Source organism: Pseudomonas sp. NKUCC02_KPG (assembly GCF_019345465.1).
Classification (GTDB): domain Bacteria; phylum Pseudomonadota; class Gammaproteobacteria; order Pseudomonadales; family Pseudomonadaceae; genus Aquipseudomonas.
On the sequence record NZ_JAHKRC010000001.1, the window covers coordinates 528,003 to 550,487 of the forward strand.

Consider the following 22,485-nt stretch of genomic DNA (forward strand, 5'->3'; position numbering starts at 1 on the left):
GAAAAGTGCGCACAGGCTATCAAGGTTAGTGGGCCGATGCTCCACAACTGCATCACTGACACCTTTGGACACGCTCAAGGAGGCGGGCCCAGGCTCAGCGCATCTAGTCTTTGGACTCACAACACAGCAGGACGCTCAGCGTTCCAGGGATGGATGCATGGCAACACAGGCCATAAAGAACAAGCGCTACCAATGGGAGGGCTCTGACCTGAAGGGGTCTGTGATCAGCGGTCAAATCACGGCCGACAGCCACGCCATGATACGGGCCCGTCTCAGTCGCCAAGGTATTACCGTTAGTAAAATCCGGCGCCATGCAAACAGTGAGTCCCCTTCAGGAAAATCCATTACAGCACTGGAGATCACTCTGTTCACGCGCCAACTGGCCACCCTGATCAGTGCTGGCATCCCGCTGCTTCAGGCATTGGACGTCATTGCCAAGGGACTTGAACAACGGGCAATGCGCCAGCAGGTCATCGAGCTTAAGCAGGACATCGGCGCAGGGACCAGCCTGACGGCTGCGCTGCGCAAAAAGCCGGCCTGTTTTGACCCTCTGTTCTGCAGCCTGGTTGAAGCAGGCGAGCAAGCCGGGGCCCTCGACGTGCTACTGCGTCGCGTCGCCACCCACAAGGAAAAAACAGAAGCGCTGAAAAAGAAACTCAAGAAAGCCATGACCTATCCTGTCGCCGTACTGCTGGTGGCGTTGGCGGTGTGCAGCATTTTGTTGATTGAAGTGGTCCCGCAATTTCAGGGGGTGTTCCACTCATTCGACGCACAACTTCCCGCGTTCACCTTGTGGGTGATCGCCCTCTCGCAAACGCTACAAGTCTACGGTCTGTGGTTGCTGGGCATTCTAGGCGTTACCCTTGCGGGCTTGCGGCATCGCTACAAAAACTCTATTGCATTGCGCCAGCGCGTTGATGGGTGGCTGTTAAAACTGCCCGTCATGGGCAACCTGCTGCACTTGACGGCAATGGCCCGGTTTTCCCGCACGCTGTCGACCACCCTGACTGCCGGTGTGCCGCTGCTTGAAGCGCTGAATTCGGTGGCCAGCGCCACTGGCAACAGCCAGTACAAAGAGGCCGTACTGCGCCTCAGGCAACAGGTGGCGACAGGCAGCCAGATCCATGTGGCCATGGGCGCAGCCGGGGTCTTTCCGGGCATGGCTGTTCAGATGACCGCCATTGGCGAAGAATCCGGCACACTGGACAACATGCTTGACCACGTAGCCGCCTATTATGAAGGCGAGGTCGACACCCTGGTCGATAACCTGACAACGTTGATGGAGCCGGTAATCATGGTGGTACTTGGAGTCATGGTTGGCGGGCTGGTCATCGCCATGTACCTGCCCATTTTCAACCTGGGTCGAGTGATCTGAGCATGATGGATTTTTTGACCACTGAACCCGATGCTTTCATCGCCTGCACCCTGATCCTGGGGTTGCTGGTGGGCAGTTTTATCAATGTGCTGGTGTGGCGTTTGCCAAAGATGCTTGCACAGGACTGGCAGTCCCAGGCCCGCGAACTGCTGGATCTGCCAGCGCCCGCCGAGGGCCCTGTGTATAACTTGATGCAGCCCCGCTCCCATTGCCCTGCATGCCAGCATTCACTGCGGGCCTGGGAGAACATTCCGCTGCTGAGCTACCTGGTGTTGCGGGGTAAGTGCTCGAGCTGCAAAACGGCTATCAGCCTGCGCTATCCATTGACTGAGCTGTGTTGCGCGATCCTGTCGGCGTTTGTTGCCTGGCATTACGGTTTTGGCGTGCAAGCGGGTTGCATGCTCCTGTTGACGTGGGGGCTGCTCGCCATTTGCCTGATTGATCTCGACCATCAGATCGTACCCGACTCTCTGGTGCTTCCCCTGCTGTGGCTGGGGTTGTTGCTGAACAGTTTTTCCACGTTCACGACTCTGGAGCAGGCCGTATGGGGCGCGGCATTGGGCTACGCAAGCCTGTGGTCGGTGTTCTGGGTATTCAAGCTGATCACAGGCAAGGAAGGCATGGGCTATGGCGACTTCAAGTTGCTGGCCATGCTTGGCGCCTGGGGCGGGTTTACGGTTCTGCCCTTGACCATCCTGTTGTCCTCGCTACTGGGGGCGCTGGTGGGGTTGAGTCTTTTGGCCATGCGCCGGGCCAATACCTCGACCCCCATCCCCTTTGCGCCGTATCTGGCAATTGCCGGCTGGATTGCATTGCTCTGGGGTGGTCAAATAACCGGCTTCTATTGGCAGATTTCGGTTTGACACGATGACTCCACCTTCCAAACCCTGGATTCTCGGGCTGACCGGCGGTATCGGTAGCGGCAAAAGTGCCGCCGCCGAACATTTTGCCGCGCTGGGCGTACACGTGGTGGACGCCGATCATGCTGCACGCTGGGTTGTCGAGCCGGGGCGCCCGGCGCTGGCCACAATCGCAGAGCATTTTGGCGATGAGGTGCTGCAAGCCGATGGGCAGCTCAATCGAGGCGCGCTACGCAACCTCATCTTTTCCGACCCTGTGCAACGTCGCTGGCTTGAGGCGCTGCTACATCCGCTGATTCGTGAAGAGATCGCGAACAACCTGGCGCAGGCACAATCGCCCTACGCCATTTTGGTCTCGCCGCTGCTCATCGAGTCAGGGCAATACACGACAACCCAGCGCGTGCTGGTGATCGATGCACCCCAAGCCGTGCAGATACAACGCACATTATTGCGCGACAACACCACCGAGCAGCAGGTGCAGGCCATTCTCAAGGCTCAGGCCAGTCGCGAAGATCGCCTTCGCCACGCTGACGATGTGCTGGTCAATGACAACGATCTGAAGGCGTTGCAGACTGAGGTCGAACGCCTGCATAACTTTTATCTAACTTTGCGTGGAGGCCAACCATGACCAAACCTATGACCATAGACTGCCCGACGTGTGGCACAGCCGTGCAATGGGATACCACCAACGCTTTCCGCCCCTTTTGCTCGGACCGCTGCAAGCTGATTGACCTGGGTGCCTGGGCATCCGAAGAACACAAGATTCCGGTGAGCCCGGATGCTGAAGATGATCTGTTTTCAGAGGACCTGAGCGAACGCCTGCACTAAAAACGTGGGAGCGGGCTTGCTCGCGATTCAGGCAACTCGGCCTGTCAGGTAAACCTCAGCGATACCATCGCGGGCAAAACCGGCTCCCACAGGGCAAGGCCATTTATTCGGGGCCATCATCCTTGCCCGGCGCCGCCAGGTAGCGGGTGCGGTTGAAGGTCTCAAGCCATTCAGGGCAGAACACCACCAGCGCCGTGACCAGCATCCCGTTGATAAACGCCTCGGGAAAGATGATCAGCCACAGATAGCCGACAAAGTCCTCCAGCCAGAACGGCATGACGAACAACCCGTCCAGCCACAACACCCCCAGTACCGCCCCTACGCACAGCAACGCCGCCAATGCTGCGGCAAAAAAACCCGAGCAGAAGATATAGACAAAGGGATTACGCGGCTGCGCCCGCTCGACAATGCGAGCACAACCTTCGGTCACGGCGATTGGCAACAGAATCAGCAACACGCCATTGACGCCCATGGCGGCCAGATCCTGACGACCCAACAACACCAGCCCGGCTTGCGCCAGAAGCGCACCGACCACCGCCAGCGGCCAGTCGAGCAGCAATGTGACCACCGTCAAGCCAATAAAGTGATACGACACCCCGACTTCGAAGTCGCGCCGTACCAGCCACAGTAAAAACAGCCCGAATACCGTGCCAAACAACAGGTGCTGGCGACGCGTGTCGCTAAACAGCTCAACCCAGGGCGCGCGCCAGATGGCCCACAGTACAACGGGAACATAGATCAGCCAGCCGATCACCATCGTTGGCGTGGATAACACCTGGGTACTTATCATCTGCCTTGCCCTGCCTGTTCAAAACACACCGCTCAACCCTCCCTGTTGAATGCGCCTGAGTCTACACCCGGACTTTCAGTAACACCTGTTTCAAGGCTAAGCTGCGTTCATGGACGACTCAGACTATCTCCGCTTGCTCACCATCCAGGCCGAGCAAGCCAATGCCTTTTTATCCAATGCCCGCAAATGGGAGCGTGAGCGTTGGGTCTGCCAGCGCCTGCTGCAAGGGTTGAACATTCCCTATCACAACGAAGACTTCATCCAGGCGAGCCAGGAGCCCCCGGACGTGCTGTTTGGTGATGCGCGCTTTGAAGTGTTTTTTGTACTCGATGAAGGCCGGCGCCTGAACGATGAATGGCGCGAAGAGCTCCAGCGTCGCCGCAGCGCCTACTCCCTGAGCCAGCTGGTACGTCGCGAAGCGCGACCCAAGCGGATTCCGGCGAGCAAACTGTTGCAGCGCCTGGGCCCTACCCTGCACAAAAAAGCCAACAACTACCAAGAGCGCGATATCGACCTGGGACAGCTGGACATCATTGCGTTTTCCAGCCTCAAGCGCGAAGTCCTGGACCTCAACAGCCACTTCCCGCCTCCGACTGAATATTTGCGCCAGGGCTGGCGGTCGCTGTCACTGGTAGGGCCAACCTTTGCCCGCGTACTGTTTGCACAACCGGATGCGCCGGACTTTCTACGCAACAACCTGGGGCGCAGCATTATTTTCGATGTCGGTATCAGCTTGTGAGTCCCCTGCAGGAGCTGATTGCTGACGTCCCGCAAACCGGTCGAGTGCGCTGGATCGGGGTGCGCCCCGAGTCACGCGCCGACATGCTTGAGCTGGACGCCGTAGAAGCCCGGCGCGAAGCCGGACTGACTGGCGATCATGCCCGGCCCGGCGCCCGCAATGCCCGACAAGTGACGCTGATTCAGTGGGAGCACATCGCCGTCATCAACTCCCTGCTGGGGCGATCCGGGGAGCATCTGGTCCTGGCGCAGGATTTACGACGCAATCTGGTGATCAGCGGGATCAACCTGTTCAGCCTCAAAGGCCGACGTTTCAAGATTGGTCAGGCCATTTTTGAAACCACTGGCTGGTGCCAGCCGTGTGCGCGACTGGAGCAACGCCTGGGTCGGGGCACCTTCCAGGCAGTACGTGGCCACGGAGGAATCACGGCCCGGGTGATCGAAAGCGGGATCATTCGTCTTGAGGACGAACTGCGGGTCGAGCCATTGGGACCTGACGGCTATGCTTCTTTTCATCCCGGTTGATCAATGCTGTAGCTTTTACACTTCCTGCAACGTCTATTTGACGAGGCCAAAAAAATGCCCAGCCGCCTGAACCCAGATGATCTGAAGCATGTCGAAGAGTACCTGCAACTGCCACAACATCAGGTTGAGCGCCGGCCTTTCAGGCCCTGGCTGCTCCTTGCAATCGTGGTGATGGTGGTGATCGGCATGGGCCTTTTGAGCCGCCTCCTGAGTTACCTGGCGCTATGAGCTGCGTTGCGCTCGCCCGGGTCGGTTCAGGCACAGAATTCTTTTCAAGCCTTGTGAGTGATACCCATGACCCATCGTATTGTTATCGTCGGCGGCGGCGCCGGCGGCCTGGAGTTGGCGACCCGCCTGGGCAAGACTCTGGGCAAGCGCGGCAAGGCCAGCGTCACGCTGGTCGATGCCAACCTGACCCACATCTGGAAACCGCTGTTGCATGAAGTCGCTGCCGGTTCACTGAACTCATCTGAAGACGAACTCAACTACGTCGCTCAAGCCAAATGGAATCACTTCCAATTTCAGCTGGGCCGTATGAGCGGGCTGGATCGTGAGTTGAAAAAGATCTCATTGTCGGCAACCCTCGACGAAAACGGTCAGGAGCTGGTGCCTGCTCGCGACCTGAGTTACGACACGCTGGTGATTGCCGTTGGCAGCACTACCAATGATTTCGGCACCAAGGGCGCAGCCGAACATTGCCTGTTCCTGGACACCCGCAAGCAGGCCGAGCGCTTTCATCAGCAATTGCTCAATCACTACCTGCGCGCTCACGCCGGGCAAGGTGATGTACTCGAGCAGATCAGCGTCGCCATTGTCGGGGCGGGCGCAACCGGGGTTGAACTGGCTGCCGAATTGCACAACGCCGCACACGAACTGGCGGCTTATGGCCTGGATCGCATCAAGCCTGAAAACATGCATATCACCCTGATCGAAGCCGGCCCACGGGTATTGCCCGCACTGCCGGATCGTATTGGCGGGCCTGTGCATAAAACCCTGGAAAAACTCGGCGTGACCGTCCTGACCAACTCTGCGGTGAGCGAAGTCACCGCCGAAAGCCTGATTACCAAGGACGGCCAGGTGATTCCTGCAAGCCTCAAGGTATGGGCTGCCGGGATTCGTGCACCGGGCTTTTTGCAGGAAATCGCAGGCCTGGAAACCAACCGCATCAATCAATTGGTGGTGCGCCCTACCCTGCAAACCACCCGCGATGACAATATTTTTGCCTTTGGTGATTGCGCGGCCTGCCCGCAGCCGGGCACCGACAAAATGGTTCCGCCTCGCGCCCAGGCGGCCCACCAGCAAGCCTCGCTGCTGGCCAAGTCGCTGAAACTGCGGATTGAAGGCACCTCGCAACTGCCGGACTACAAGTACCGCGATTATGGCTCGTTGATTTCACTGTCGAGTTTTTCGGCTGTGGGTAACTTGATGGGCAGCCTGATGGGTACTGTCATGCTGGAAGGCTGGTTGGCGCGGATGTTTTATATCTCGCTGTATCGCATGCACCAAATGGCGCTTTACGGCACCTTCCGGACCTTGATGCTGATGCTGGGCAGCAGGATCGGACGCGGCACCGAGCCGCGCCTGAAACTGCACTAAGTACGACTACAGAGCCGCGTAATCAGCGCCCTGCGTGGTTTCCTGCCTCGGCTTCACGGCCTTTAAAGCCGTGGGGCTGATGCTCTTCGAAGAATTTAATATCCCGTACAAAGTCGGCCAGCAACAGCTTGGCCATGTCGATCGACATCCCCTGCTTCACCAGAATCCGCTGCACAACCACGTTTTCTACATTGGCAGGCAAGCTGTACGCGGGCACCAGCCAGCCACGTATGCGCAGGCGATCCGCCAGGTCATACAGGGAGTAGGTGGTTTTCGCCCCCGGCTTTAAACGCCAGGTCAGCGCCGGAATCCCCAGTTGCGGATCACCGTTGAAAAGCATCTCGAACGGCCCGATCTTGACCAGCTCTCGCGCCAGAAACTGCGCCGTTTCGTAGCACGCCGAATGAATACGCTCATACCCCTCACGCCCCAGGCGCAAGAAGTTGTAGTACTGGGCAATGATCTGCCCGGCTGGACGCGAAAAGTTCAGGGCGAAAGTCGGCATGTCGCCGCCCAGGTAGTTCACGTGGAAGATCAGGCCTTCAGGCAACTCCTTGGCATCGCGCCAAACTACCCAGCCCGCGCCTATCGGTGCCAGGCCGAACTTGTGGCCGGAGGTGCTGATGGATTTGACCCGGGGCACACGGAAGTCCCACAGAATATCCGGCGCGCAGAACGGCGCCAGCATGGCGCCACTTGCACCATCGACGTGAAGATCGACACTCAGGCCGGTGCTTTTTTCCAGATCGTCCAGGGCATCGGACAGCGGTTTTACGGTTTCATACAGACCGGTAAATGTCTGCCCGAAGGTCGGCACCACCACGATGGTGTTTTCATCGACCCGCTCCAGCATGTCCTCTGGCGTCATGAACCAATGCCCTTCCGACATCGGCACTTCACGAATTTCTATGTCCCAGTAACGGGCAAATTTGTGCCAACAGACTTGCACCGGACCGCACACCATATTCGGAGTGGACGCAGGCTTGCCAGCCGCTTTGCGCACCGCACGCCAGCGCCACAACGCAGCCAGGCCACTGAGCATGCAGGCCTCACTGGAACCCACGGTGGAAGTACCGAGGGTGGTGGCCGCCGCCGGGGAATGCCATAGATCCGCCAGCATATGGATGCAACGATTTTCCAGCTCCGCCGATTGCGGGTACTCGTCCTTGTCGATCATGTTCTTGTCGATCGACAGATCCATCAGCTTGTGGACTTCATCCTCTTCCCATGTCTGGCAGAAGGTGGCGAGGTTCTGGCGGGCGTTGCCATCCAGGTACAGCTCATCGTGGACTAACTGATAAACCTCTCGTGGCGACTGCTCCGCCTCCGGGAAGCCCTTGGTCGCAGCGGCGTGAGCCAGTTCTGAAGAACCAAAAACGGGATCGGTGCCCGAGTTGTGCTTGATGCGGTGCAGCGCCATGAGAACTCTCCTTGAGTAATGAACGTTAACCGGGCCAGTCATATTCACTCTGACTCAGCCTTCGCCAAGGCAGCATAGACAAGCATTTTGAGTCTGCTGTCCGATTTCCGACCACCGTGAATTTTCCGATCTATAGTTTCGTTTCTTGAAAGTTCTCACGGAGCGAGCACGATGAAGCAAAGACCCACGACCGCAGACAGCACGGTAAAACAGGCGCTGGAGCAGGCATTGCAACGGTACTCAGGTAATCAACACGGCAAGAATGCCAGCTACATTCCTTACTTGGCCTCAGTGCCCTCCCACCTGTTCGGCATCAGCATCATGTTCTGTGATGGCACCCATGCCGAGGTAGGCGACACGGATTACGCCTTCGCCATCGAGTCGATTTCCAAAGTATTTACCCTCGCCCATGTGCTCGATCAGGTCGGGCCTCAGGCCTTGCGCAGCAAGATCGGCTGCGACCCGACCGGCGAGCCATTCAACTCGGTGGTTGCCCTGGAACTGCACAAGGGCCGACCGCTCAACCCCTTTGTGAACGCAGGCGCGATGGCCACAGTCAGCCTGATTGAGGCCGATTCTGCGCAAACTCGCTGGACTCAGATACAGGCGACCTACAACGCTTTTGCCGGACGCGAACTGACGGTAAACGACGAGGTTTACCAATCCGAAGCCAGCAGCAACCAGCACAATCGCGGCATTGCCTGGCTGCTGCAAAGTTACGGGTATATGTACGCCGACCCCATGCAAGTGTGCGACGTATACACCCGCCAATGCTCGGTAGCGATTACCTGTCATGACCTGGTGACCATGGGCGCGAGCCTGGCCAACGGCGGCGTCAACCCCATAACGGGCAAACAGGTAGTGGCAGCCAAACACGTGGCACCCATCCTCTCCGAGATGACCTTGAATGGTCTGTATGACACCACTGGCGACTGGTATTACAAGGTCGGTCTACCGGGTAAAAGCGGGGTCGGTGGCGGGATTCTCGCGGTGGTTCCTGGCGTATGCGCCATCGCAGCCTTTGCTCCGCCACTGGATGTGGCAGGCAATAGCGTTCGCGGCCAGCTGGCCGCCGAATACCTCAGCCGCACGCTCAACCTGAGCTTGCTGCACTAATCACGCAAAATGAGGAAGGCGTTCATGACTACCGCCAGCAAAACCAAAACTTACATGTCATGGCTCACCATCTGCTTCATGATGGTTGCCGCGGTTGCCAGTATTCGTTCACTGCCCAGCATGGCCGTGTATGGCCTGGGCTCGGTTTTTCTCTACATCATTCCGGCACTGCTGTTTTTCATCCCCGTATCGCTGGTTGCTTCTGAACTGGGAACCGGCTGGAACGGCGGGATTTATGGCTGGGTCAGACAAGCCTACGGCGATCGGCCAGGCTTTTTCATCATGTGGTTCATGTGGGTCCAAGTGGTTGTCTGGTACCCGATTGTGCTCGGATTTGGCGCCAGTACCATGGCGTATCTGATCAACCCGGAACTGGCCAAAAGCGGGGTATTCACGGCCTCCGTCATTATTGTCCTGTATTGGTTATCGACATTTGTCGCCCTCAATGGCCTGACGACACTGTCGAAACTGACGTCATGGTTCATGCTGCTGGGCACCGCATTGCCTGCCGCATTGCTGGTTCTGCTCGGCGTAGCCTGGCTGGTACTGGGGCATAAATCCGCAACGCCGCTCACCTGGGATGCGTTGATTCCGGCCATTTTCGATACACATTCCACGGTCAGAACCGGCTCACACAATCTGCACCCGGATTTATGGCGAGAATTTACCGGCGCCATCACTGGCCTGGTTCTGATTGTGAGTAACTTCCTGGCGTTTGCGGGTATCGAAATGAACGCCATTCACGCCCGCGAGTTGCGTAACCCGCAAAAAGAAATGCCTCGGGCGATTCTTTTGGCCTTCTTTATGATCTTGCTGGTGTTTATCCCACCGACCGTGGCAATTTCACTGGTGGTTCCTGCTGACTCGACCAGCCTCACGGCAGGTGTTATCCAGGCTTATGCCGCCTTCTTTGCGGGCTTCAACATGCCGTGGGCAACACCGATCATGGCTATCTTGCTGATTATCGGAGCACTGGGCGGGGTCCTGGCCTGGACTGCCGGACCGTCCACCGGCCTGCTGTTCGTGGGCAAGGCCGGGATGCTTCCACCCGTGATGCAGAAAGTGAACAGCAAGGGCGTGCAGAAAAACATCCTGTACCTGCAGGCCGTTATCGTCACGCTGCTCTCGACTATCTATATCTTTCTCGACAACGTATCGGATGCGTTCTGGATGATCAGTGCGATGGCCGCGCTGATGTACCTGATCATTTACGTATTTATGTTTATGGCGGCCATGAAACTGCGCAAGACACAGCCCAACGTAAAACGTGGCTATGTGCTCAAGGGGCTGCATGGCTGGTGTTTCCTGGGGCTGTTCTCGACCTGCGTGGCGCTAATTTTCGGCTTTATTCCGCCCAATAATTTCAGCAGCATGCCGTTTTTCGAGTATGCGGGGATTCTGTTGCTCGGACTGGTCGTGGCCGGGGTGCCGCCGTTTATCTTCTATGCGTTGCGCAAACCGTCATGGCAGATGGTGCCCAAGGCCGAATCTGATCAATATTCTGCAGCCTTGCAGGATCTTCAGGACGCGGACAACAAGGCTGCTACCGCAAGCGCAAGTGCAAGTGCAAGCACGCCTCCTGCATCCGCAGCACCTGCAACCTGAGGAAGGTTTTCTACAGGCATAAAAAAAGCGTCCCGAAGGACGCTTTTTTTATGGTCGCTGATGCGATTGGCATCAGTACCTTATTTTCTACACCCATTACTGCTGGGCAGAAAATGGTCGGGGTAAGGGGATTCGAACTCCTGACATCCTGCTCCCAAAGCAGGCGCGCTACCGGACTGCGCTATACCCCGGTAAAAAAAAGGCACCTTCTAGAGGCGCCTTCTGCGATCAGTGCTTTTGGCCTCTGATCTTAAGATCTAGCCCCAGTGAACTGGAGCCAAAAATGGTGGGTCGTGTGGGATTCGAACCTACGACCAATTGGTTAAAAGCCAACTGCTCTACCAACTGAGCTAACGACCCAAAAATGGTCGGGGTAAGGGGATTCGAACTCCTGACATCCTGCTCCCAAAGCAGGCGCGCTACCGGACTGCGCTATACCCCGGCTTGAAAATGGCTCCACGACCTGGACTCGAACCAGGGACCCAATGATTAACAGTCATTTGCTCTACCAACTGAGCTATCGCGGAACTACATATTTCAATCTACAACGTTGTTGCCTTACTGCTTTGCAACACTCTTCGAGTTCTTCGCATCTCTGCGTTGGCGTCTCTGAGGTCGGCTATTCTACAAGCTTTAAAACCCTTGTCAACCCTTATTTTTCGTTAGAAGACAATTACTTAGCTCTTCTAGCGGGCTTCCTGGTTTGGGCCAAGTTGCCGTTGCGGGTGACTTACTGCGGGGCGCATCTTACAAGCGTTTTCCTTACAGATCAACACCCTAAGTAAAAAAAGGCCTCGCAATGCGAGGCCTCCCTTAAAGTACTGCTTTCAAGCCTTATACAAAGACGATTTCGTCGTCCTTCACGCTGGCTGTCACAGTAGTGCCCGGCAAGAACTGACCCGAAAGAATCAGCTGTGCCAGAGGGTTCTCGATCCAGCGCTGGATTGCACGTTTCAGAGGGCGTGCGCCATACACAGGGTCGTAACCTACCGCAATCAGTTTATCCAGAGCCTCCTGATTCAACTCAAGGCTCAGGTCGCGCTCGGCCAGACGACCACGCAGACGACCCAACTGGATATCAGCGATGCCGGCAATCTGATCACGAGCCAGAGGCTCGAAGATCACCACTTCGTCGATCCGGTTTACAAACTCAGGACGGAAGTGGGTACTTACCGCATCCATCACCGCAGCACGTTGTGCTTCGCGATCGCCTACCAGTTCCTGGATCTGTGCAGAGCCCAGGTTGGAAGTCATCACGATCACCGTATTGCGGAAGTCTACGGTGCGACCATGACTGTCAGTCAGACGACCGTCTTCAAGCACTTGCAGCAACACGTTGAACACGTCCGGATGAGCCTTCTCGACTTCGTCCAGCAGGATCACCGAGTAAGGCTTGCGCCGTACGGCTTCGGTCAAGTAACCGCCTTCTTCGTAACCTACATAGCCTGGTGGTGCACCAATCAGTCGAGCCACGGAATGTTTCTCCATGAACTCCGACATGTCGATCCGCACCATTGCCTCTTCTGTATCAAAGAGGAACTCGGCCAGCGCCTTGCACAACTCGGTTTTACCCACACCGGTCGGGCCAAGGAACATGAACGAGCCGCTTGGGCGGTTCGGGTCACTCAAGCCTGCACGGGAACGGCGTACCGCGTTGGACACCGCTACAACGGCTTCGTCCTGACCAATCACACGTTCATGCAGCAAGCTTTCCATCTTCATCAGCTTGTCGCGTTCGCCTTCGAGCATCTTGGAGACAGGGATACCCGTCCACTTCGAGACCACTTCAGCGATTTCCTCTTCGGTCACTTTGCTGCGCAGCAACTGGTTTTCAGTTTTGCTGCTGTGCTCGTCGACCATCTGCAGACTGCGCTCCAGATCGGGAATGATCCCGTACTGCAACTCAGCCATGCGGTTGAGGTTGCCGCTGCGCCGTGCCACTTCAAGCTCCTGGCGCGCTTGCTCGATCTTCTGCTGGATCTGGGCAGAGCCCTGCACTTCGGCTTTTTCCGAGGTCCAGATTTCTTCCAGGTCCGAATACTCGCGCTCGTGACGCTCGATTTCTTCCTGCAATTTCTCGAGGCGTTTTTTGGCCGCCTCGTCTTCTTCTTTCTTCAGCGCCTGAGCTTCAACCTTGAGCTGAATCAAGCGACGCTCCAGACGGTCCAGTACCTCAGGCTTGGAGTCGATCTCCATGCGGATACGGCTGGCCGCCTCATCCATCAGGTCAATGGCCTTGTCAGGCAACTGACGATCCGTGATGTAGCGATGGCTGAGCTTGACCGCGGCAATGATTGCGCCGTCGGTAATCGCCACTTTGTGGTGAACCTCATAACGCTCTTTCAGGCCACGCAGGATCGCAATGGTGTCTTCTTCGCTCGGTTCGTCCACCAGTACTTTCTGGAAGCGACGCTCAAGCGCTGCGTCCTTCTCGATGTATTGACGGTACTCGTTGAGCGTGGTGGCACCTACACAGTGCAACTCACCACGGGCCAACGCAGGCTTGAGCATGTTGCCCGCGTCCATTGCACCCTCGCCCTTGCCGGCACCGACCATCACGTGCAGCTCGTCAATAAACAGAATAACCTGGCCTTCCTGTTTGGACAGCTCGTTCAGCACCGCTTTGAGGCGCTCTTCGAACTCACCGCGGAACTTGGCACCGGCAATCAGCGCACCGATATCCAGGGACAGCAGGCGTTTGCCTTTGAGGCCATCAGGCACTTCGCCGTTAATGATGCGTTGTGCCAGCCCCTCGGCAATCGCGGTTTTACCTACACCAGGCTCACCGATCAGTACCGGGTTATTTTTGGTACGGCGCTGCAGGACCTGAATGGTGCGACGAATTTCATCGTCACGACCGATGACCGGGTCGAGCTTGCCGTCTTCGGCACGCTTGGTCAGGTCGACGGTGTACTTGTCCAGTGCCTGACGCGACTCTTCAACGTTCGGGTCATTGACCGCTTCGCCGCCACGCAGGTTGTTGATGGCGTTTTCCAGGGCCTTTTTGGTCACGCCCTGCCCCAGCAACAATTTGCCCAGCTTGCTGTTGTCGTCCATCGCAGCCAGCAACACCATTTCACTGGTGATGTACTGATCGCCTTTTTGTTGCGCCAGACGGTCAGCCTGATTCAACAGACGCGCCAGATCCTGCGACATATTCACGTCGCCAGTAGGGTTCTGGATTTTTGGCAGCTGATCGAGCTCTTTAGTCAGTTCTTTGCGCAGGCTGTTTACATCAAAACCGACTTGCATCAGCAATGGCTTGATCGAGCCGCCCTGCTGTTCCAGCAATGCCTGCATCAAGTGCGCAGGCTCTATGGCCGGATGATCAAGGCCAACGGCCAAGGATTGAGCATCGGACAAGGCCAACTGCAACTTGCTAGTTAATCTATCTATACGCATTCGTCACCTTCCTTATGAGCAGGCCGGAGGGATGGAAACTCCTGAATGAAGAAACCTGCCAGATACCATAGTAGATGCGGGCGATTACGGAAGTTTCAAGCCGTAGAGAAATGACGCAAGTCAGCTAGACGGTCTTTTCGATCCAGACCAGTGAGGCGAAGCGGCCAGTTTTGGGACTGCGCCGATAGGAGAAAAAGCGCGGGTCAGTCACGGTACAAAAACCGCCACCGTATACAGCAGAGATGCCGAAGCGAGCCAAACGCAAACGGGCCAGCTCGTAGATGTCGGCCATGTAGCGACCGTCATTGACGCTGGGCACAAAGGCGGCATCGGCATGGGGCATGTCTTTCACAAAGACTTCCCGCACCTCTGCTCCCACCTCAAATGCTTTGGGGCCAATGGCCGGCCCGAGCCACACAAGAATCTCCTGCGGCTCAACATTGAGGCTTTGTGCCGCTGCTTCAAGCACGCCTGCCGCCAATCCGCGCCAACCGGCATGGGCGGCCGCAACGCGAGTACCGGCACGATCGCAAAACAGCGCAGGCAGGCAGTCCGCCGTCATCGCCGTACAGGCAATACCGGGCGTTGCCGTCCAGCTCGCGTCGGCCTCGACAATCAGATCGGGGTTTGCAGGTGCGACCACAACCCCGTGAACCTGGCTAAGCCAAGCGGGCTGTACGTCAAAAATATGGGTAAGGCGCTGGCGGTTATGCGCAACGGCGACAGGGTCGTCGCCCACATGATCGCCCAGGTTGAAGCTGTCGAACGGCGCCAGACTGGCGCCGCCCGCGCGGGTAGTCACACAGGCCCTGATGCCCGCCGGCGCTGGCCAGTCAGGAATCAGGAAGGTGTTCACCCGACGAATGCCTCACGGTCTTGCTTGAGCAACGTCAACAACCAGACAAAGTCGTCCGGCAGTGGCGATTCCCAACTCATGCGCTTACCGGTCGTCGGATGATCCAGCTCCAGGAAACGGGCATGGAGCGCCTGACGCGGGAAGGTTTTGAGCGATTCAACCATCGTCACACTGGCCGACGGCGGAATGCGGAAACGACCGCCGTAGGCAGGATCTCCGACCAACGGGAAGTTGATGTGGGACATATGCACCCGAATCTGGTGCGTACGCCCGGTTTCCAGCTTGACCCGTACATGGGTGTGGGAACGGAAACGCTCAAGCACACGGTAATGACTGACCGCCTGCTTGCCACCTTCCATTACCGCCATGCGCTGGCGCTGCTGGCCGTGACGGCCGATGGGTGCATCGATCTTGCCCCCGGCAGTAACGACACCAATAACAATGCACTCATAGATCCGGCTGACACTGCGGCTCTGCAACTGAGTAACCAGCTGCGTCTGCGCCTGAATGGTCTTGGCGACCACCATCAGACCCGTGGTGTCCTTGTCCAGGCGATGCACGATCCCCGCACGCGGCACATTGATAATGTCCGGTACGTGATGCAGCAAGGCATTGAGCAAAGTACCACTGGCATGCCCTGCAGCCGGGTGCACCACCAGGCCCGCAGGCTTGTTGATGACCAGGATGTCATCGTCTTCGTAGACGATATCCAGGGGGATGTCTTCAGCGATCCACTCACCCTGTGCTTCCTGCTCTGCAGTCAGCTCCAGGATGCAACCGCCGTGAACAATGTCACGGGGGCGTATGACGGCTCCGTCCACAGTAAGGCGGCCGTCTTTGATCCAGGCGGAAAGGCGCGAGCGCGAGTGCTCAGCGAATAATTGTGCGGCGACTTGATCGAGGCGTTGGCCACCCAGTTCGGACGGCACCTCTTCGCGAAGTTGAATTTTCTCGGACATGCTCATCAGGACCGCGCCAAGCCTTTGGTTTCGGCTGCGCGCTTGTGGTTAAATACGGCGTCTTTTGCCCCGAGGCTTTTCACGGGGCGCTCATCATAACAGGACGGACCCGCCCAAGACAGCGGCCGTCATAGGGACGCAAGCCGCCATGCAAGTGAGACACCTGCTGCTGATCGCCATCCTCGCACTGACTGCCGCTTGCTCGTCGACTAAAGAAGTAGTTGACGAAAACCTCAGCGAAGTCGAGCTGTACCAGCAGGCACAGGCCGACCTGGACAACCACAGCTATACCAGTGCTACCGCCAAACTCAAGGCCCTGGAGTCACGCTACCCGTTCGGGCGCTACGCCGATCAGGCCCAGCTTGAACTGATTTATGCCTACTACAAGAACTCTGAGCCCGAAGCTGCCAAGTCTGCTGCCGAACGCTTTATCCGCCTGCATCCACAGCACCCCAACGTTGATTATGCCTATTACCTTAAAGGCCTGACCTCGTTTGACCAGGATGTGGGCCTGCTGGCGCGCTTCCTGCCGCTGGACATGACCAAACGCGATCCTGGCGCTGCGCGCGACTCCTACAATGAGTTCGCACAGCTCACCAGCCGCTTCCCGAACAGCCGTTACGCACCTGATGCCAAGCAGCGCATGATTTACCTGCGCAACCTTCTGGCAGCGTATGAAATCCACGTAGCTGATTACTACCTGACTCGTCAGGCTTATGTAGCTTCAGCCAACCGTGGTCGCTACGTGGTCGAAAACTTCCAGGAAACCCCTTCGGTCGGTGACGGCCTGGCGGTGATGGTCGAGTCCTACCAGCGCATGCACCTTGACCAACTGGCCAGCACCAGCCTTGAAGTGCTCAAAGCCAACTACCCTGATCACCCAAGCCTGGTTGACGGTCAGTTTGTGCCGCAGACTTCCGAGTCGGACAGCCGCTCCTGGCTGAGCAAGGCAACCCTGGGCCTGATCGAGTCCAGCACACCGCTGCCACCGGGTGAAACCCGTGCAAACATGGACATCCAGAAGCAATATCAGGACGCCAAGGATGCAATTCCGGCCGAACTGAAGCCTAAAGATGCCGATGGTGAGGTAATACCAGAGCCTGAAGCGGAAGGTAAAAGCCGCTCGTGGTTCAGCTACATGACCCTTGGCCTGTTCGACTGATTGTTCGGTGCCAAAAAAAAGAGCCCTTCGGGGCTCTTTTTTTATGTTCGATTTGGCGCTGTGCGCCTGCCAAGTCCTTGGCTAAACTGAGGCCTCTTTTCTCGAATAGCGAATAACCATGCTTCGTTTACTGATCTGGGCTGCTCTGATTGCTGCTGGTGTGTGGCTCTGGCGCAAATACAAAGCCAATCTGGCCGAGACTAAAAAGCCGGTCGATCCAGGCGTCCTGCCTATGGTGCGATGCGCCCACTGTGGCGTGCATCTGCCACGGGATCGCGCACTGAGCCAGCAGCAGGAATGGTATTGCACCCAGAACCATCTGGAGCAAGGGCCAAAAACACGCGATTGATTTTCAAGAAGCCGCCCTGCACCTGTGCCAGCAACTAGCTGGCTCTTGTGGGAACTGGCTTGCCTGCGATACTGATTGCCCGGATTGTCATGTGTATCGCGCTGACGCCATCGCGAGCAAGCCCGCTCCCACAAATATGATTGCAGGCAGGGATGTTTAAATCCGCCCCTCTGGCGCATAGGGTGCCGGATCGATGATCGGCTCACGCCCCAGCAACAAATCTGCAAATAACTGGCAGGAAGCCGGAGCCAGAACCAACCCGTTGCGATAATGCCCGCAGTTGAGCCACAACCCGTCAAAACCCGAAACACGCCCAATATAGGGAATGCCTTCCGGCGAACCCGGGCGCAAGCCCGCCCAATGCCCTACTACTTCGGCATCAGCCAGTGCAGGAATAAGCTCGACCGCCGAGGCTTTCAAGCTATCAAGAGCAGTCTGCGTAGGAGTTTTATCAAACCCCTCATGCTCCAGCGTACTACCGATCAATATATGGCCGTCGCGACGCGGAATGGCATAGCGCCCTTTTGCCAACACCATGCACGACAAAAAGTCGGGCGCGCACTTGTACAGGATCATCTGGCCCTTGACCGGCTCTACAGGCAGTTCAAGCCCCAGCCCGCTCAACAATTCACCGCTCCATGCACCCGCCGACAACACCAGCTGATCACCGCGAATTTCACCCTGAGCCGTGTTCACACCCGCAACTTTATCGCCTTCGCGGATAAACCCCAGCACTTCGCATTGCTCGTGGATCGTGACATTGGGCATTGCCTGCAGGGCCGCCTTGAGCGACTTCACCAGCCGCGGGTTACGCACATTGGCCACATCTGACATGTAAATTGCGCGAGAAAAACCGCCACCAAGCACCGGTACAGCGTCGTCAACCGCCGACATATCCACAGCTGAAAGTGGCCGCCCCTCACGCCGGGCCCATTCCAGCGCCTGGGCTTGATCCTCAAGATCCAGCCAATACAGGCCGGTGGTGTGCACTTCGGGATCGATGCCCGTCGAGGCAAACAGACGCTTGGCCAGTTGCGGGTAAAAATCTTGTGACCAGTGAGCCAGCGCCGTAACGGCACAGTTGTAGCGCCACGGATAAAGCGGCGAAACAATACCCCCGCCCGCCCATGATGATTCCTGCCCTACACCGCCACGCTCCAGCACAATGACCTGCTCTACATCGGCGGCCAGATTAAACGCAGTCAGCAGGCCGATCACTCCGCCCCCGACAATCACCACCCGTTGCTGCCTAGCCATTTATAGATCCAGCCCGTCATTCATAATTAATCGTTAACGCCCCCAACACTGCTGCGCAGTCACCTCAGGGGCTGCCTGGGCAATCCCTGCAAGACCGGTGTGGGCCAGCGTAAAGTGCCCACATTGATCGCCTGCCATTGCCGAGCCTTTTTTTGGTGTCGCCGTCAGCAAGAAAGAGTGATCTGTGAGTTCGGACGTAATGTCGTAGTACTGATTACCTGAGCTGAGTTCATGCCCGCCGCTGTATACCGCGTTTTTTGTATAAATACGTTCAAGACGCTGGGCCTGCTCCGACAGCAGGACGATGATTTGGGAGCGATACGCTCGCTTCACATAGTCGCTGTACAACGGATAAGCGAACCCTCCAAGGATACCGATGATCACTACTACGATCATCAATTCGATCAGGGTAAAACCTGCTCCATGTCCATGCATTGCGAATTCCCTATTGCAGCTGTCGCCACACGACCCTGCGAAAACGATGGGGCGCCGCCTCTTCTGCACCTTGATAACGCGCATAAATACTTTCCAGTACAGTGCGCGACTGTCCGCGCAAACCAATTCCGGTCACTCGGTACAAATGAGTGACGGTAGCGGCTGGAAGGTGGGCTGGTGCAACGCTCTGCCCGAGGCTCTGAACGCCATACAACCCGTCAGCAACGCTGACCCAGCGCACCCCTGACATCGGATCGGTGGCAGGCAAAGCCTGAGTCCGCGCCTCGATTGGCGGGCTGCACGTTACTGGCGAAGCACATCCCGACACTGCACTCCATTCACTTTCAAGCCAGGATTCACCGCTACGTAGTGCCGCCTCCGCTGCCTGGAATGAGTGATTGAGGTGCTGGACGCCTGCAGCCATTTTTTCCTGCCGTGCCGCACTGGCCATAGAGGCCATACCGATTACGCCAAGCAACAACATGAATACCAGACTGGCCAAAAGCGCCATGCCGCGCTGGGCGCTCAAGGGAAACCGCCCCAAGCCAGCCGATTGCGCAAAGCGACAACCAGCTGATAGGCCTGATCCCTGACTCGTCCCCCTGGGTCACGCAATGTCAGCCCGATACGCACACTGCGGATGCTGGAAGTTTTACTCGGACGATCTTCATAGCGCAGCACCGACTGCGTGCCCGTCGAACCGGCCACGCCAAAACTCACGTTAAACGCAGCAACATTGTCGAGCAGCACTGCTTTATTGGGGCCAACCTTCAACTGCCCATTTTCAAAGCGGTAAAACAACTCACGTACAGGGAATCCAGTTTCGCCAGGAGCTAAAGATAATCGCGCACCGGGGTAGGCTTTGGCAGAGGTTGTGCAGTCAGACACCACCGTCCAGTCCGGCCGGGCCGCCTGCAGCCCTATGTCTGCGCTGATCATGGAAAGCGACGCATCCTGCCAGGTGACAGGCGTTTGAAACTGCGAGGGAGCATCAACAATGCGATCAGTCGAAAGGCAACCGAACATGCCTGCCATACGGATTTCCTGGGCCAGCTTGCTCAGTACATAACGGGCATCTTCTTGCATCTGCGCCGATGAGCGCTGAGTCAGGTAAGTTTCACGAGCACCCAAGAACACCTGCGTCAGCCCCAACACCACCAGCAAGCCCAGCGCCAGCGCCACCATCAGTTCGATCAGGCCAAAACCCGAGCGTGTACTGCTCACGATGCTGCGGCGATCGTATCGCCAACAATCAGGTTGATTTGATTCAGCCGCGAAATCGGGTAATCAGCGCCTGATTCAGCGCGGATCTGGTCCAGCCTGCTGTAAGCAATAAAACTGTCCTGGGTACTCACTAACGCACTGGCAGTGTGCTTCAGGGCATTGAGCTGCATACCGGCGCTGCCTAGCAGGCTGATAAACAGAATCAGCAATGCGATCAGCACTTCGATCAAAGTCATTCCGGCTTGGCGTTTCTTATGTAACCGAGGCATCTGTGTCTTCCGTGTCGTTGGGGTCGACGACACGCCCTGTGTCGCCCAGACAAAAGCCTAGCCTCACTCTCGGGCCTTACAGGTAAGACGCAATCTGGAAAGGCAGACAGATTTTTTCGCCTGACTTCGTAAGCCATAACTCATACAAGAAACACAAACATGATGAAACCATTGCCGGGCATCAGCAGATACCGGATCAGCTATACCGAGAAAGCACACCACAACCACCCAAGGAGGCCACTGTGTATCAACGCGGTATGAGCCTGACCTCGTTACTGCTGTCGCTGATGATCGTGGCGATCACCGCCCGATTTGCCAGCCCGGCCTATAGCGCGCTCACAGAGGGCCAGCGTCGCCAGGTCACTGCCGAACAGCTAGCCAGCAGCCTGCGCAACGCTCGCACTGAAGCATTGCTACGCCATCAATATGTGGTGGTTCATGCAGTGAATGAGGACTGGAGCCAAGGCTGGAGGACCATTCTGGACGTGAGTGGCCAGGGACATCTCGACAGGAGCAACCCGGTCCTGGTCGAGACACAAGGCAGTGGACGCATACCGATTGCGGGCAATACGCCGGTCAAACACTATGTGCGATTTAGTCCGCTGGGGGAGCCACTGCTGAGCAAAGGTGCTTTTCAGGCAGGAACGCTGCATGTTTGTCAGGCAAGGACTGCGCAGAGCCACTATCAGGTGGTGCTGGCAAAAAGCGGGCGCATCAGCCTGCGCAGCGATCAGGCTGCACAGGCGTTATGCGCGATGGATCAAGTAATGGCGCGAACCCGCAGCTCTTTGGGCATGGAGAACGTGACATTCTCTTCGCGGCCAGCCAACTCATCGGCACCGGTAGCGCCCCAGGCGTGAAGCTGCTGGATCACGCCACGCACCAGCACTTCAGGTGCAGAAGCACCAGCGGTAATACCAATGCTTTGCACGCCGTCGAACCAGCTTTTTTGCAGATCTTCGGCACCGTCGATCAGGTAGGCCGGGGTCTGCATGCGTTCAGCCAGTTCGCGCAAGCGGTTGGAGTTGGAGCTGTTCGGGCTGCCCACTACCAATACGACATCACACTCTTCGGCCAGTTGCTTGACCGCATCCTGACGGTTTTGCGTGGCGTAGCAGATATCATCCTTGCGCGGCCCGCCAATGGCCGGGAAGCGCGCACGAAGGGCATCGATCACACGACTGGTGTCGTCCATCGACAAGGTGGTCTGGGTCACAAACGCCAACTTTTCCGGGTTCCTGACCTGCAGATTGGCGACGTCTTTTTCGTCTTCGACCAGATAGATCGCGCCGCCATTAATGGCATCGTACTGACCCATGGTGCCTTCGACTTCCGGGTGACCCGCGTGGCCGATCAGGATGCATTCGCGACCGTCACGGCTATAGCGCGCGACCTCGATATGCACCTTGGTGACCAGCGGGCAAGTTGCATCAAATACTTTCAGACCACGGCCCGCAGCCTCAGCACGCACGGCCTGGGAAACCCCGTGGGCACTGAAGATCACGATGACGTTATCCGGCACCTGGTCCAGCTCTTCGACGAAAATCGCGCCACGGGAGCGCAGGTCTTCGACGACAAATTTGTTGTGCACCACTTCGTGGCGAACATAGATAGGCGGACCGAATACTTCCAGTGCGCGATTGACGATTTCAATCGCACGGTCCACCCCAGCGCAGAAGCCACGGGGGTTGGCGAGTTTGATATGCATGCTAGGCCTCG

At 57.2% G+C, this 22,485-nt stretch carries 24 protein-coding genes and 4 tRNA genes; 13 read left to right on the top strand and 15 right to left on the bottom strand.

Features of this window, described 5'->3' with window-relative positions; genetic code table 11:
• Positions 1-157: 157 nt before the first annotated feature.
• The 4 genes from KO536_RS02455 to yacG are packed head-to-tail and all read left to right on the top strand — an operon-like array spanning position 158 to position 3,063.
• Entirely contained in the window at positions 158-1,375 is a 1,218-nt protein-coding gene (locus KO536_RS02455) for a type II secretion system F family protein (RefSeq protein ID WP_219260963.1), read from the top strand.
• The gene (locus KO536_RS02460) at positions 1,372-2,238 is read left to right on the top strand and encodes an A24 family peptidase (protein ID WP_219261009.1); all 867 of its coding nucleotides are present in this window, start codon (positions 1,372-1,374) and stop codon (positions 2,236-2,238) included. Before KO536_RS02455 ends, KO536_RS02460 begins: the two co-directional genes overlap by 4 nt.
• Positions 2,239-2,242: 4 nt before the next feature.
• On the top strand, positions 2,243-2,863 hold the full coding sequence (coaE, locus tag KO536_RS02465; RefSeq protein WP_133078571.1) for a dephospho-CoA kinase: 621 nt from the start codon (positions 2,243-2,245) through the stop codon (positions 2,861-2,863).
• Positions 2,860-3,063: a DNA gyrase inhibitor YacG gene (gene yacG, locus KO536_RS02470; protein ID WP_016779444.1), complete on the top strand. Its 204-nt coding sequence runs from the start codon at positions 2,860-2,862 to the stop codon at positions 3,061-3,063. Before coaE ends, yacG begins: the two co-directional genes overlap by 4 nt.
• Positions 3,064-3,166: 103 nt before the next feature.
• On the opposite strand, the gene KO536_RS02475 is transcribed toward yacG, so the two are convergent.
• Complete coding sequence (locus tag KO536_RS02475; protein ID WP_133078572.1) at positions 3,167-3,853, bottom strand: energy-coupling factor ABC transporter permease; 687 nt, start codon at positions 3,851-3,853, stop codon at positions 3,167-3,169.
• A gap of 109 nt (positions 3,854-3,962) precedes the next feature.
• Here KO536_RS02475 and KO536_RS02480 point away from each other — a divergent pair, with 109 nt between their 5' ends.
• From KO536_RS02480 to KO536_RS02495, 4 genes are all read left to right on the top strand, one after another.
• A complete protein-coding gene (locus tag KO536_RS02480) occupies positions 3,963-4,592 on the top strand; it encodes a DUF1780 domain-containing protein (protein WP_133078573.1) in 630 nt (209 codons plus the stop codon).
• The gene (locus KO536_RS02485) at positions 4,589-5,116 is read left to right on the top strand and encodes an MOSC domain-containing protein (protein ID WP_219260965.1); all 528 of its coding nucleotides are present in this window, start codon (positions 4,589-4,591) and stop codon (positions 5,114-5,116) included. Before KO536_RS02480 ends, KO536_RS02485 begins: the two co-directional genes overlap by 4 nt.
• Before the next feature lie 54 nt (positions 5,117-5,170).
• Positions 5,171-5,344, top strand: a complete 174-nt coding sequence (locus KO536_RS02490; protein WP_133078575.1) for a DUF3094 family protein — start codon at positions 5,171-5,173, stop codon at positions 5,342-5,344.
• Between the two features lie 66 nt (positions 5,345-5,410).
• Positions 5,411-6,712 (top strand): NAD(P)/FAD-dependent oxidoreductase, encoded by a 1,302-nt coding sequence (locus KO536_RS02495; protein WP_133078576.1) that lies wholly within the window; start codon positions 5,411-5,413, stop codon positions 6,710-6,712.
• Between the two features lie 22 nt (positions 6,713-6,734).
• On the opposite strand, the gene KO536_RS02500 is transcribed toward KO536_RS02495, so the two are convergent.
• Positions 6,735-8,132: a glutamate decarboxylase gene (locus tag KO536_RS02500; RefSeq protein ID WP_133078577.1), complete on the bottom strand. Its 1,398-nt coding sequence runs from the start codon at positions 8,130-8,132 to the stop codon at positions 6,735-6,737.
• 171 nt (positions 8,133-8,303) lie between these two features.
• Between KO536_RS02500 and glsA the strand changes: the two genes are divergently transcribed.
• Both glsA and KO536_RS02510 read left to right on the top strand, forming a co-directional pair.
• On the top strand, positions 8,304-9,248 hold the full coding sequence (glsA, locus tag KO536_RS02505) for a glutaminase A (protein WP_219260967.1): 945 nt from the start codon (positions 8,304-8,306) through the stop codon (positions 9,246-9,248).
• 24 nt (positions 9,249-9,272) lie between these two features.
• Positions 9,273-10,853 carry an amino acid permease gene (locus tag KO536_RS02510; protein ID WP_219260969.1) on the top strand — a complete coding sequence of 527 codons (1,581 nt, stop codon included), beginning with the start codon at positions 9,273-9,275 and terminating at the stop codon, positions 10,851-10,853.
• A gap of 114 nt (positions 10,854-10,967) precedes the next feature.
• Here the strand turns inward: KO536_RS02510 and KO536_RS02515 are convergent.
• From KO536_RS02515 to rluD, 7 genes are all read right to left on the bottom strand, one after another.
• Positions 10,968-11,044, bottom strand: a tRNA-Pro gene (locus KO536_RS02515).
• Between the two features lie 93 nt (positions 11,045-11,137).
• A tRNA-Lys gene (locus KO536_RS02520) sits at positions 11,138-11,213 on the bottom strand.
• 5 nt (positions 11,214-11,218) lie between these two features.
• A tRNA-Pro gene (locus KO536_RS02525) sits at positions 11,219-11,295 on the bottom strand.
• A 9-nt stretch (positions 11,296-11,304) separates the two neighbouring features.
• A tRNA-Asn gene (locus KO536_RS02530) sits at positions 11,305-11,380 on the bottom strand.
• Positions 11,381-11,687: 307 nt separating this feature from the next.
• A complete protein-coding gene (clpB, locus tag KO536_RS02535) occupies positions 11,688-14,255 on the bottom strand; it encodes an ATP-dependent chaperone ClpB (protein ID WP_133078580.1) in 2,568 nt (855 codons plus the stop codon).
• A gap of 124 nt (positions 14,256-14,379) precedes the next feature.
• On the bottom strand, positions 14,380-15,111 hold the full coding sequence (gene pgeF / locus KO536_RS02540) for a peptidoglycan editing factor PgeF (RefSeq protein ID WP_219260970.1): 732 nt from the start codon (positions 15,109-15,111) through the stop codon (positions 14,380-14,382).
• Positions 15,108-16,070 carry a 23S rRNA pseudouridine(1911/1915/1917) synthase RluD gene (rluD, locus tag KO536_RS02545; RefSeq protein WP_019823983.1) on the bottom strand — a complete coding sequence of 321 codons (963 nt, stop codon included), beginning with the start codon at positions 16,068-16,070 and terminating at the stop codon, positions 15,108-15,110. Before rluD ends, pgeF begins: the two co-directional genes overlap by 4 nt.
• 148 nt (positions 16,071-16,218) lie before the next feature.
• Here rluD and KO536_RS02550 point away from each other — a divergent pair, with 148 nt between their 5' ends.
• Together KO536_RS02550 and KO536_RS02555 are read left to right on the top strand one after the other, a co-directional pair.
• Positions 16,219-17,232 (top strand): outer membrane protein assembly factor BamD, encoded by a 1,014-nt coding sequence (locus KO536_RS02550; RefSeq protein ID WP_133078582.1) that lies wholly within the window; start codon positions 16,219-16,221, stop codon positions 17,230-17,232.
• A 118-nt stretch (positions 17,233-17,350) separates the two neighbouring features.
• Entirely contained in the window at positions 17,351-17,581 is a 231-nt protein-coding gene (locus tag KO536_RS02555) for a PP0621 family protein (protein WP_219260972.1), read from the top strand.
• Between the two features lie 156 nt (positions 17,582-17,737).
• Here KO536_RS02555 and thiO read toward each other — a convergent pair whose 3' ends face one another.
• From thiO to pilV, 5 genes are read right to left on the bottom strand one after another with little or no spacing between them, the layout of a single operon-like run.
• Positions 17,738-18,838 (bottom strand): glycine oxidase ThiO, encoded by a 1,101-nt coding sequence (thiO, locus tag KO536_RS02560; protein ID WP_219260975.1) that lies wholly within the window; start codon positions 18,836-18,838, stop codon positions 17,738-17,740.
• Between the two features lie 33 nt (positions 18,839-18,871).
• Positions 18,872-19,273, bottom strand: coding sequence for a type IV pilin protein (locus KO536_RS02565; protein ID WP_133078585.1), 402 nt, complete (start codon positions 19,271-19,273; stop codon positions 18,872-18,874).
• A gap of 10 nt (positions 19,274-19,283) precedes the next feature.
• Complete coding sequence (locus KO536_RS02570; protein ID WP_374105682.1) at positions 19,284-19,802, bottom strand: PilX N-terminal domain-containing pilus assembly protein; 519 nt, start codon at positions 19,800-19,802, stop codon at positions 19,284-19,286.
• Positions 19,799-20,497, bottom strand: a complete 699-nt coding sequence (locus KO536_RS02575; RefSeq protein WP_219260976.1) for a PilW family protein — start codon at positions 20,495-20,497, stop codon at positions 19,799-19,801. The genes KO536_RS02570 and KO536_RS02575 overlap by 4 nt, the downstream gene beginning before the upstream one ends.
• Positions 20,494-20,766: a type IV pilus modification protein PilV gene (gene pilV / locus KO536_RS02580; RefSeq protein WP_219260977.1), complete on the bottom strand. Its 273-nt coding sequence runs from the start codon at positions 20,764-20,766 to the stop codon at positions 20,494-20,496. Before pilV ends, KO536_RS02575 begins: the two co-directional genes overlap by 4 nt.
• A 242-nt stretch (positions 20,767-21,008) precedes the next feature.
• Here pilV and KO536_RS02585 point away from each other — a divergent pair, with 242 nt between their 5' ends.
• Entirely contained in the window at positions 21,009-21,626 is a 618-nt protein-coding gene (locus KO536_RS02585) for a GspH/FimT family protein (RefSeq protein WP_374105683.1), read from the top strand.
• On the opposite strand, the gene ispH is transcribed toward KO536_RS02585, so the two are convergent.
• Positions 21,527-22,474: a 4-hydroxy-3-methylbut-2-enyl diphosphate reductase gene (gene ispH / locus KO536_RS02590; RefSeq protein ID WP_219260979.1), complete on the bottom strand. Its 948-nt coding sequence runs from the start codon at positions 22,472-22,474 to the stop codon at positions 21,527-21,529. The two genes, KO536_RS02585 and ispH, sit on opposite strands and share 100 nt — an antisense overlap.
• Positions 22,475-22,485 lie beyond the last annotated feature (11 nt).

What these genes read in the sequence shown, in the direction of transcription:
- KO536_RS02455 (WP_219260963.1), top strand. Translation starts at nt 158, where the DNA reads ATGGCAACACAGGCCATAAAGAACAAGCGCTACCAATGGGAGGGCTCT.
- coaE (WP_133078571.1), top strand. Translation starts at nt 2,243, where the DNA reads ATGACTCCACCTTCCAAACCCTGGATTCTCGGGCTGACCGGCGGTATC.
- yacG (WP_016779444.1), top strand. Translation starts at nt 2,860, where the DNA reads ATGACCAAACCTATGACCATAGACTGCCCGACGTGTGGCACAGCCGTG.
- KO536_RS02475 (WP_133078572.1), bottom strand. Translation starts at nt 3,853, where the DNA reads ATGATAAGTACCCAGGTGTTATCCACGCCAACGATGGTGATCGGCTGG.
- KO536_RS02480 (WP_133078573.1), top strand. Translation starts at nt 3,963, where the DNA reads ATGGACGACTCAGACTATCTCCGCTTGCTCACCATCCAGGCCGAGCAA.
- KO536_RS02490 (WP_133078575.1), top strand. Translation starts at nt 5,171, where the DNA reads ATGCCCAGCCGCCTGAACCCAGATGATCTGAAGCATGTCGAAGAGTAC.
- KO536_RS02495 (WP_133078576.1), top strand. Translation starts at nt 5,411, where the DNA reads ATGACCCATCGTATTGTTATCGTCGGCGGCGGCGCCGGCGGCCTGGAG.
- KO536_RS02500 (WP_133078577.1), bottom strand. Translation starts at nt 8,132, where the DNA reads ATGGCGCTGCACCGCATCAAGCACAACTCGGGCACCGATCCCGTTTTT.
- glsA (WP_219260967.1), top strand. Translation starts at nt 8,304, where the DNA reads ATGAAGCAAAGACCCACGACCGCAGACAGCACGGTAAAACAGGCGCTG.
- KO536_RS02510 (WP_219260969.1), top strand. Translation starts at nt 9,273, where the DNA reads ATGACTACCGCCAGCAAAACCAAAACTTACATGTCATGGCTCACCATC.
- clpB (WP_133078580.1), bottom strand. Translation starts at nt 14,255, where the DNA reads ATGCGTATAGATAGATTAACTAGCAAGTTGCAGTTGGCCTTGTCCGAT.
- rluD (WP_019823983.1), bottom strand. Translation starts at nt 16,070, where the DNA reads ATGTCCGAGAAAATTCAACTTCGCGAAGAGGTGCCGTCCGAACTGGGT.
- KO536_RS02550 (WP_133078582.1), top strand. Translation starts at nt 16,219, where the DNA reads ATGCAAGTGAGACACCTGCTGCTGATCGCCATCCTCGCACTGACTGCC.
- KO536_RS02555 (WP_219260972.1), top strand. Translation starts at nt 17,351, where the DNA reads ATGCTTCGTTTACTGATCTGGGCTGCTCTGATTGCTGCTGGTGTGTGG.
- thiO (WP_219260975.1), bottom strand. Translation starts at nt 18,838, where the DNA reads ATGGCTAGGCAGCAACGGGTGGTGATTGTCGGGGGCGGAGTGATCGGC.
- KO536_RS02565 (WP_133078585.1), bottom strand. Translation starts at nt 19,273, where the DNA reads ATGCATGGACATGGAGCAGGTTTTACCCTGATCGAATTGATGATCGTA.
- pilV (WP_219260977.1), bottom strand. Translation starts at nt 20,766, where the DNA reads ATGCCTCGGTTACATAAGAAACGCCAAGCCGGAATGACTTTGATCGAA.
- ispH (WP_219260979.1), bottom strand. Translation starts at nt 22,474, where the DNA reads ATGCATATCAAACTCGCCAACCCCCGTGGCTTCTGCGCTGGGGTGGAC.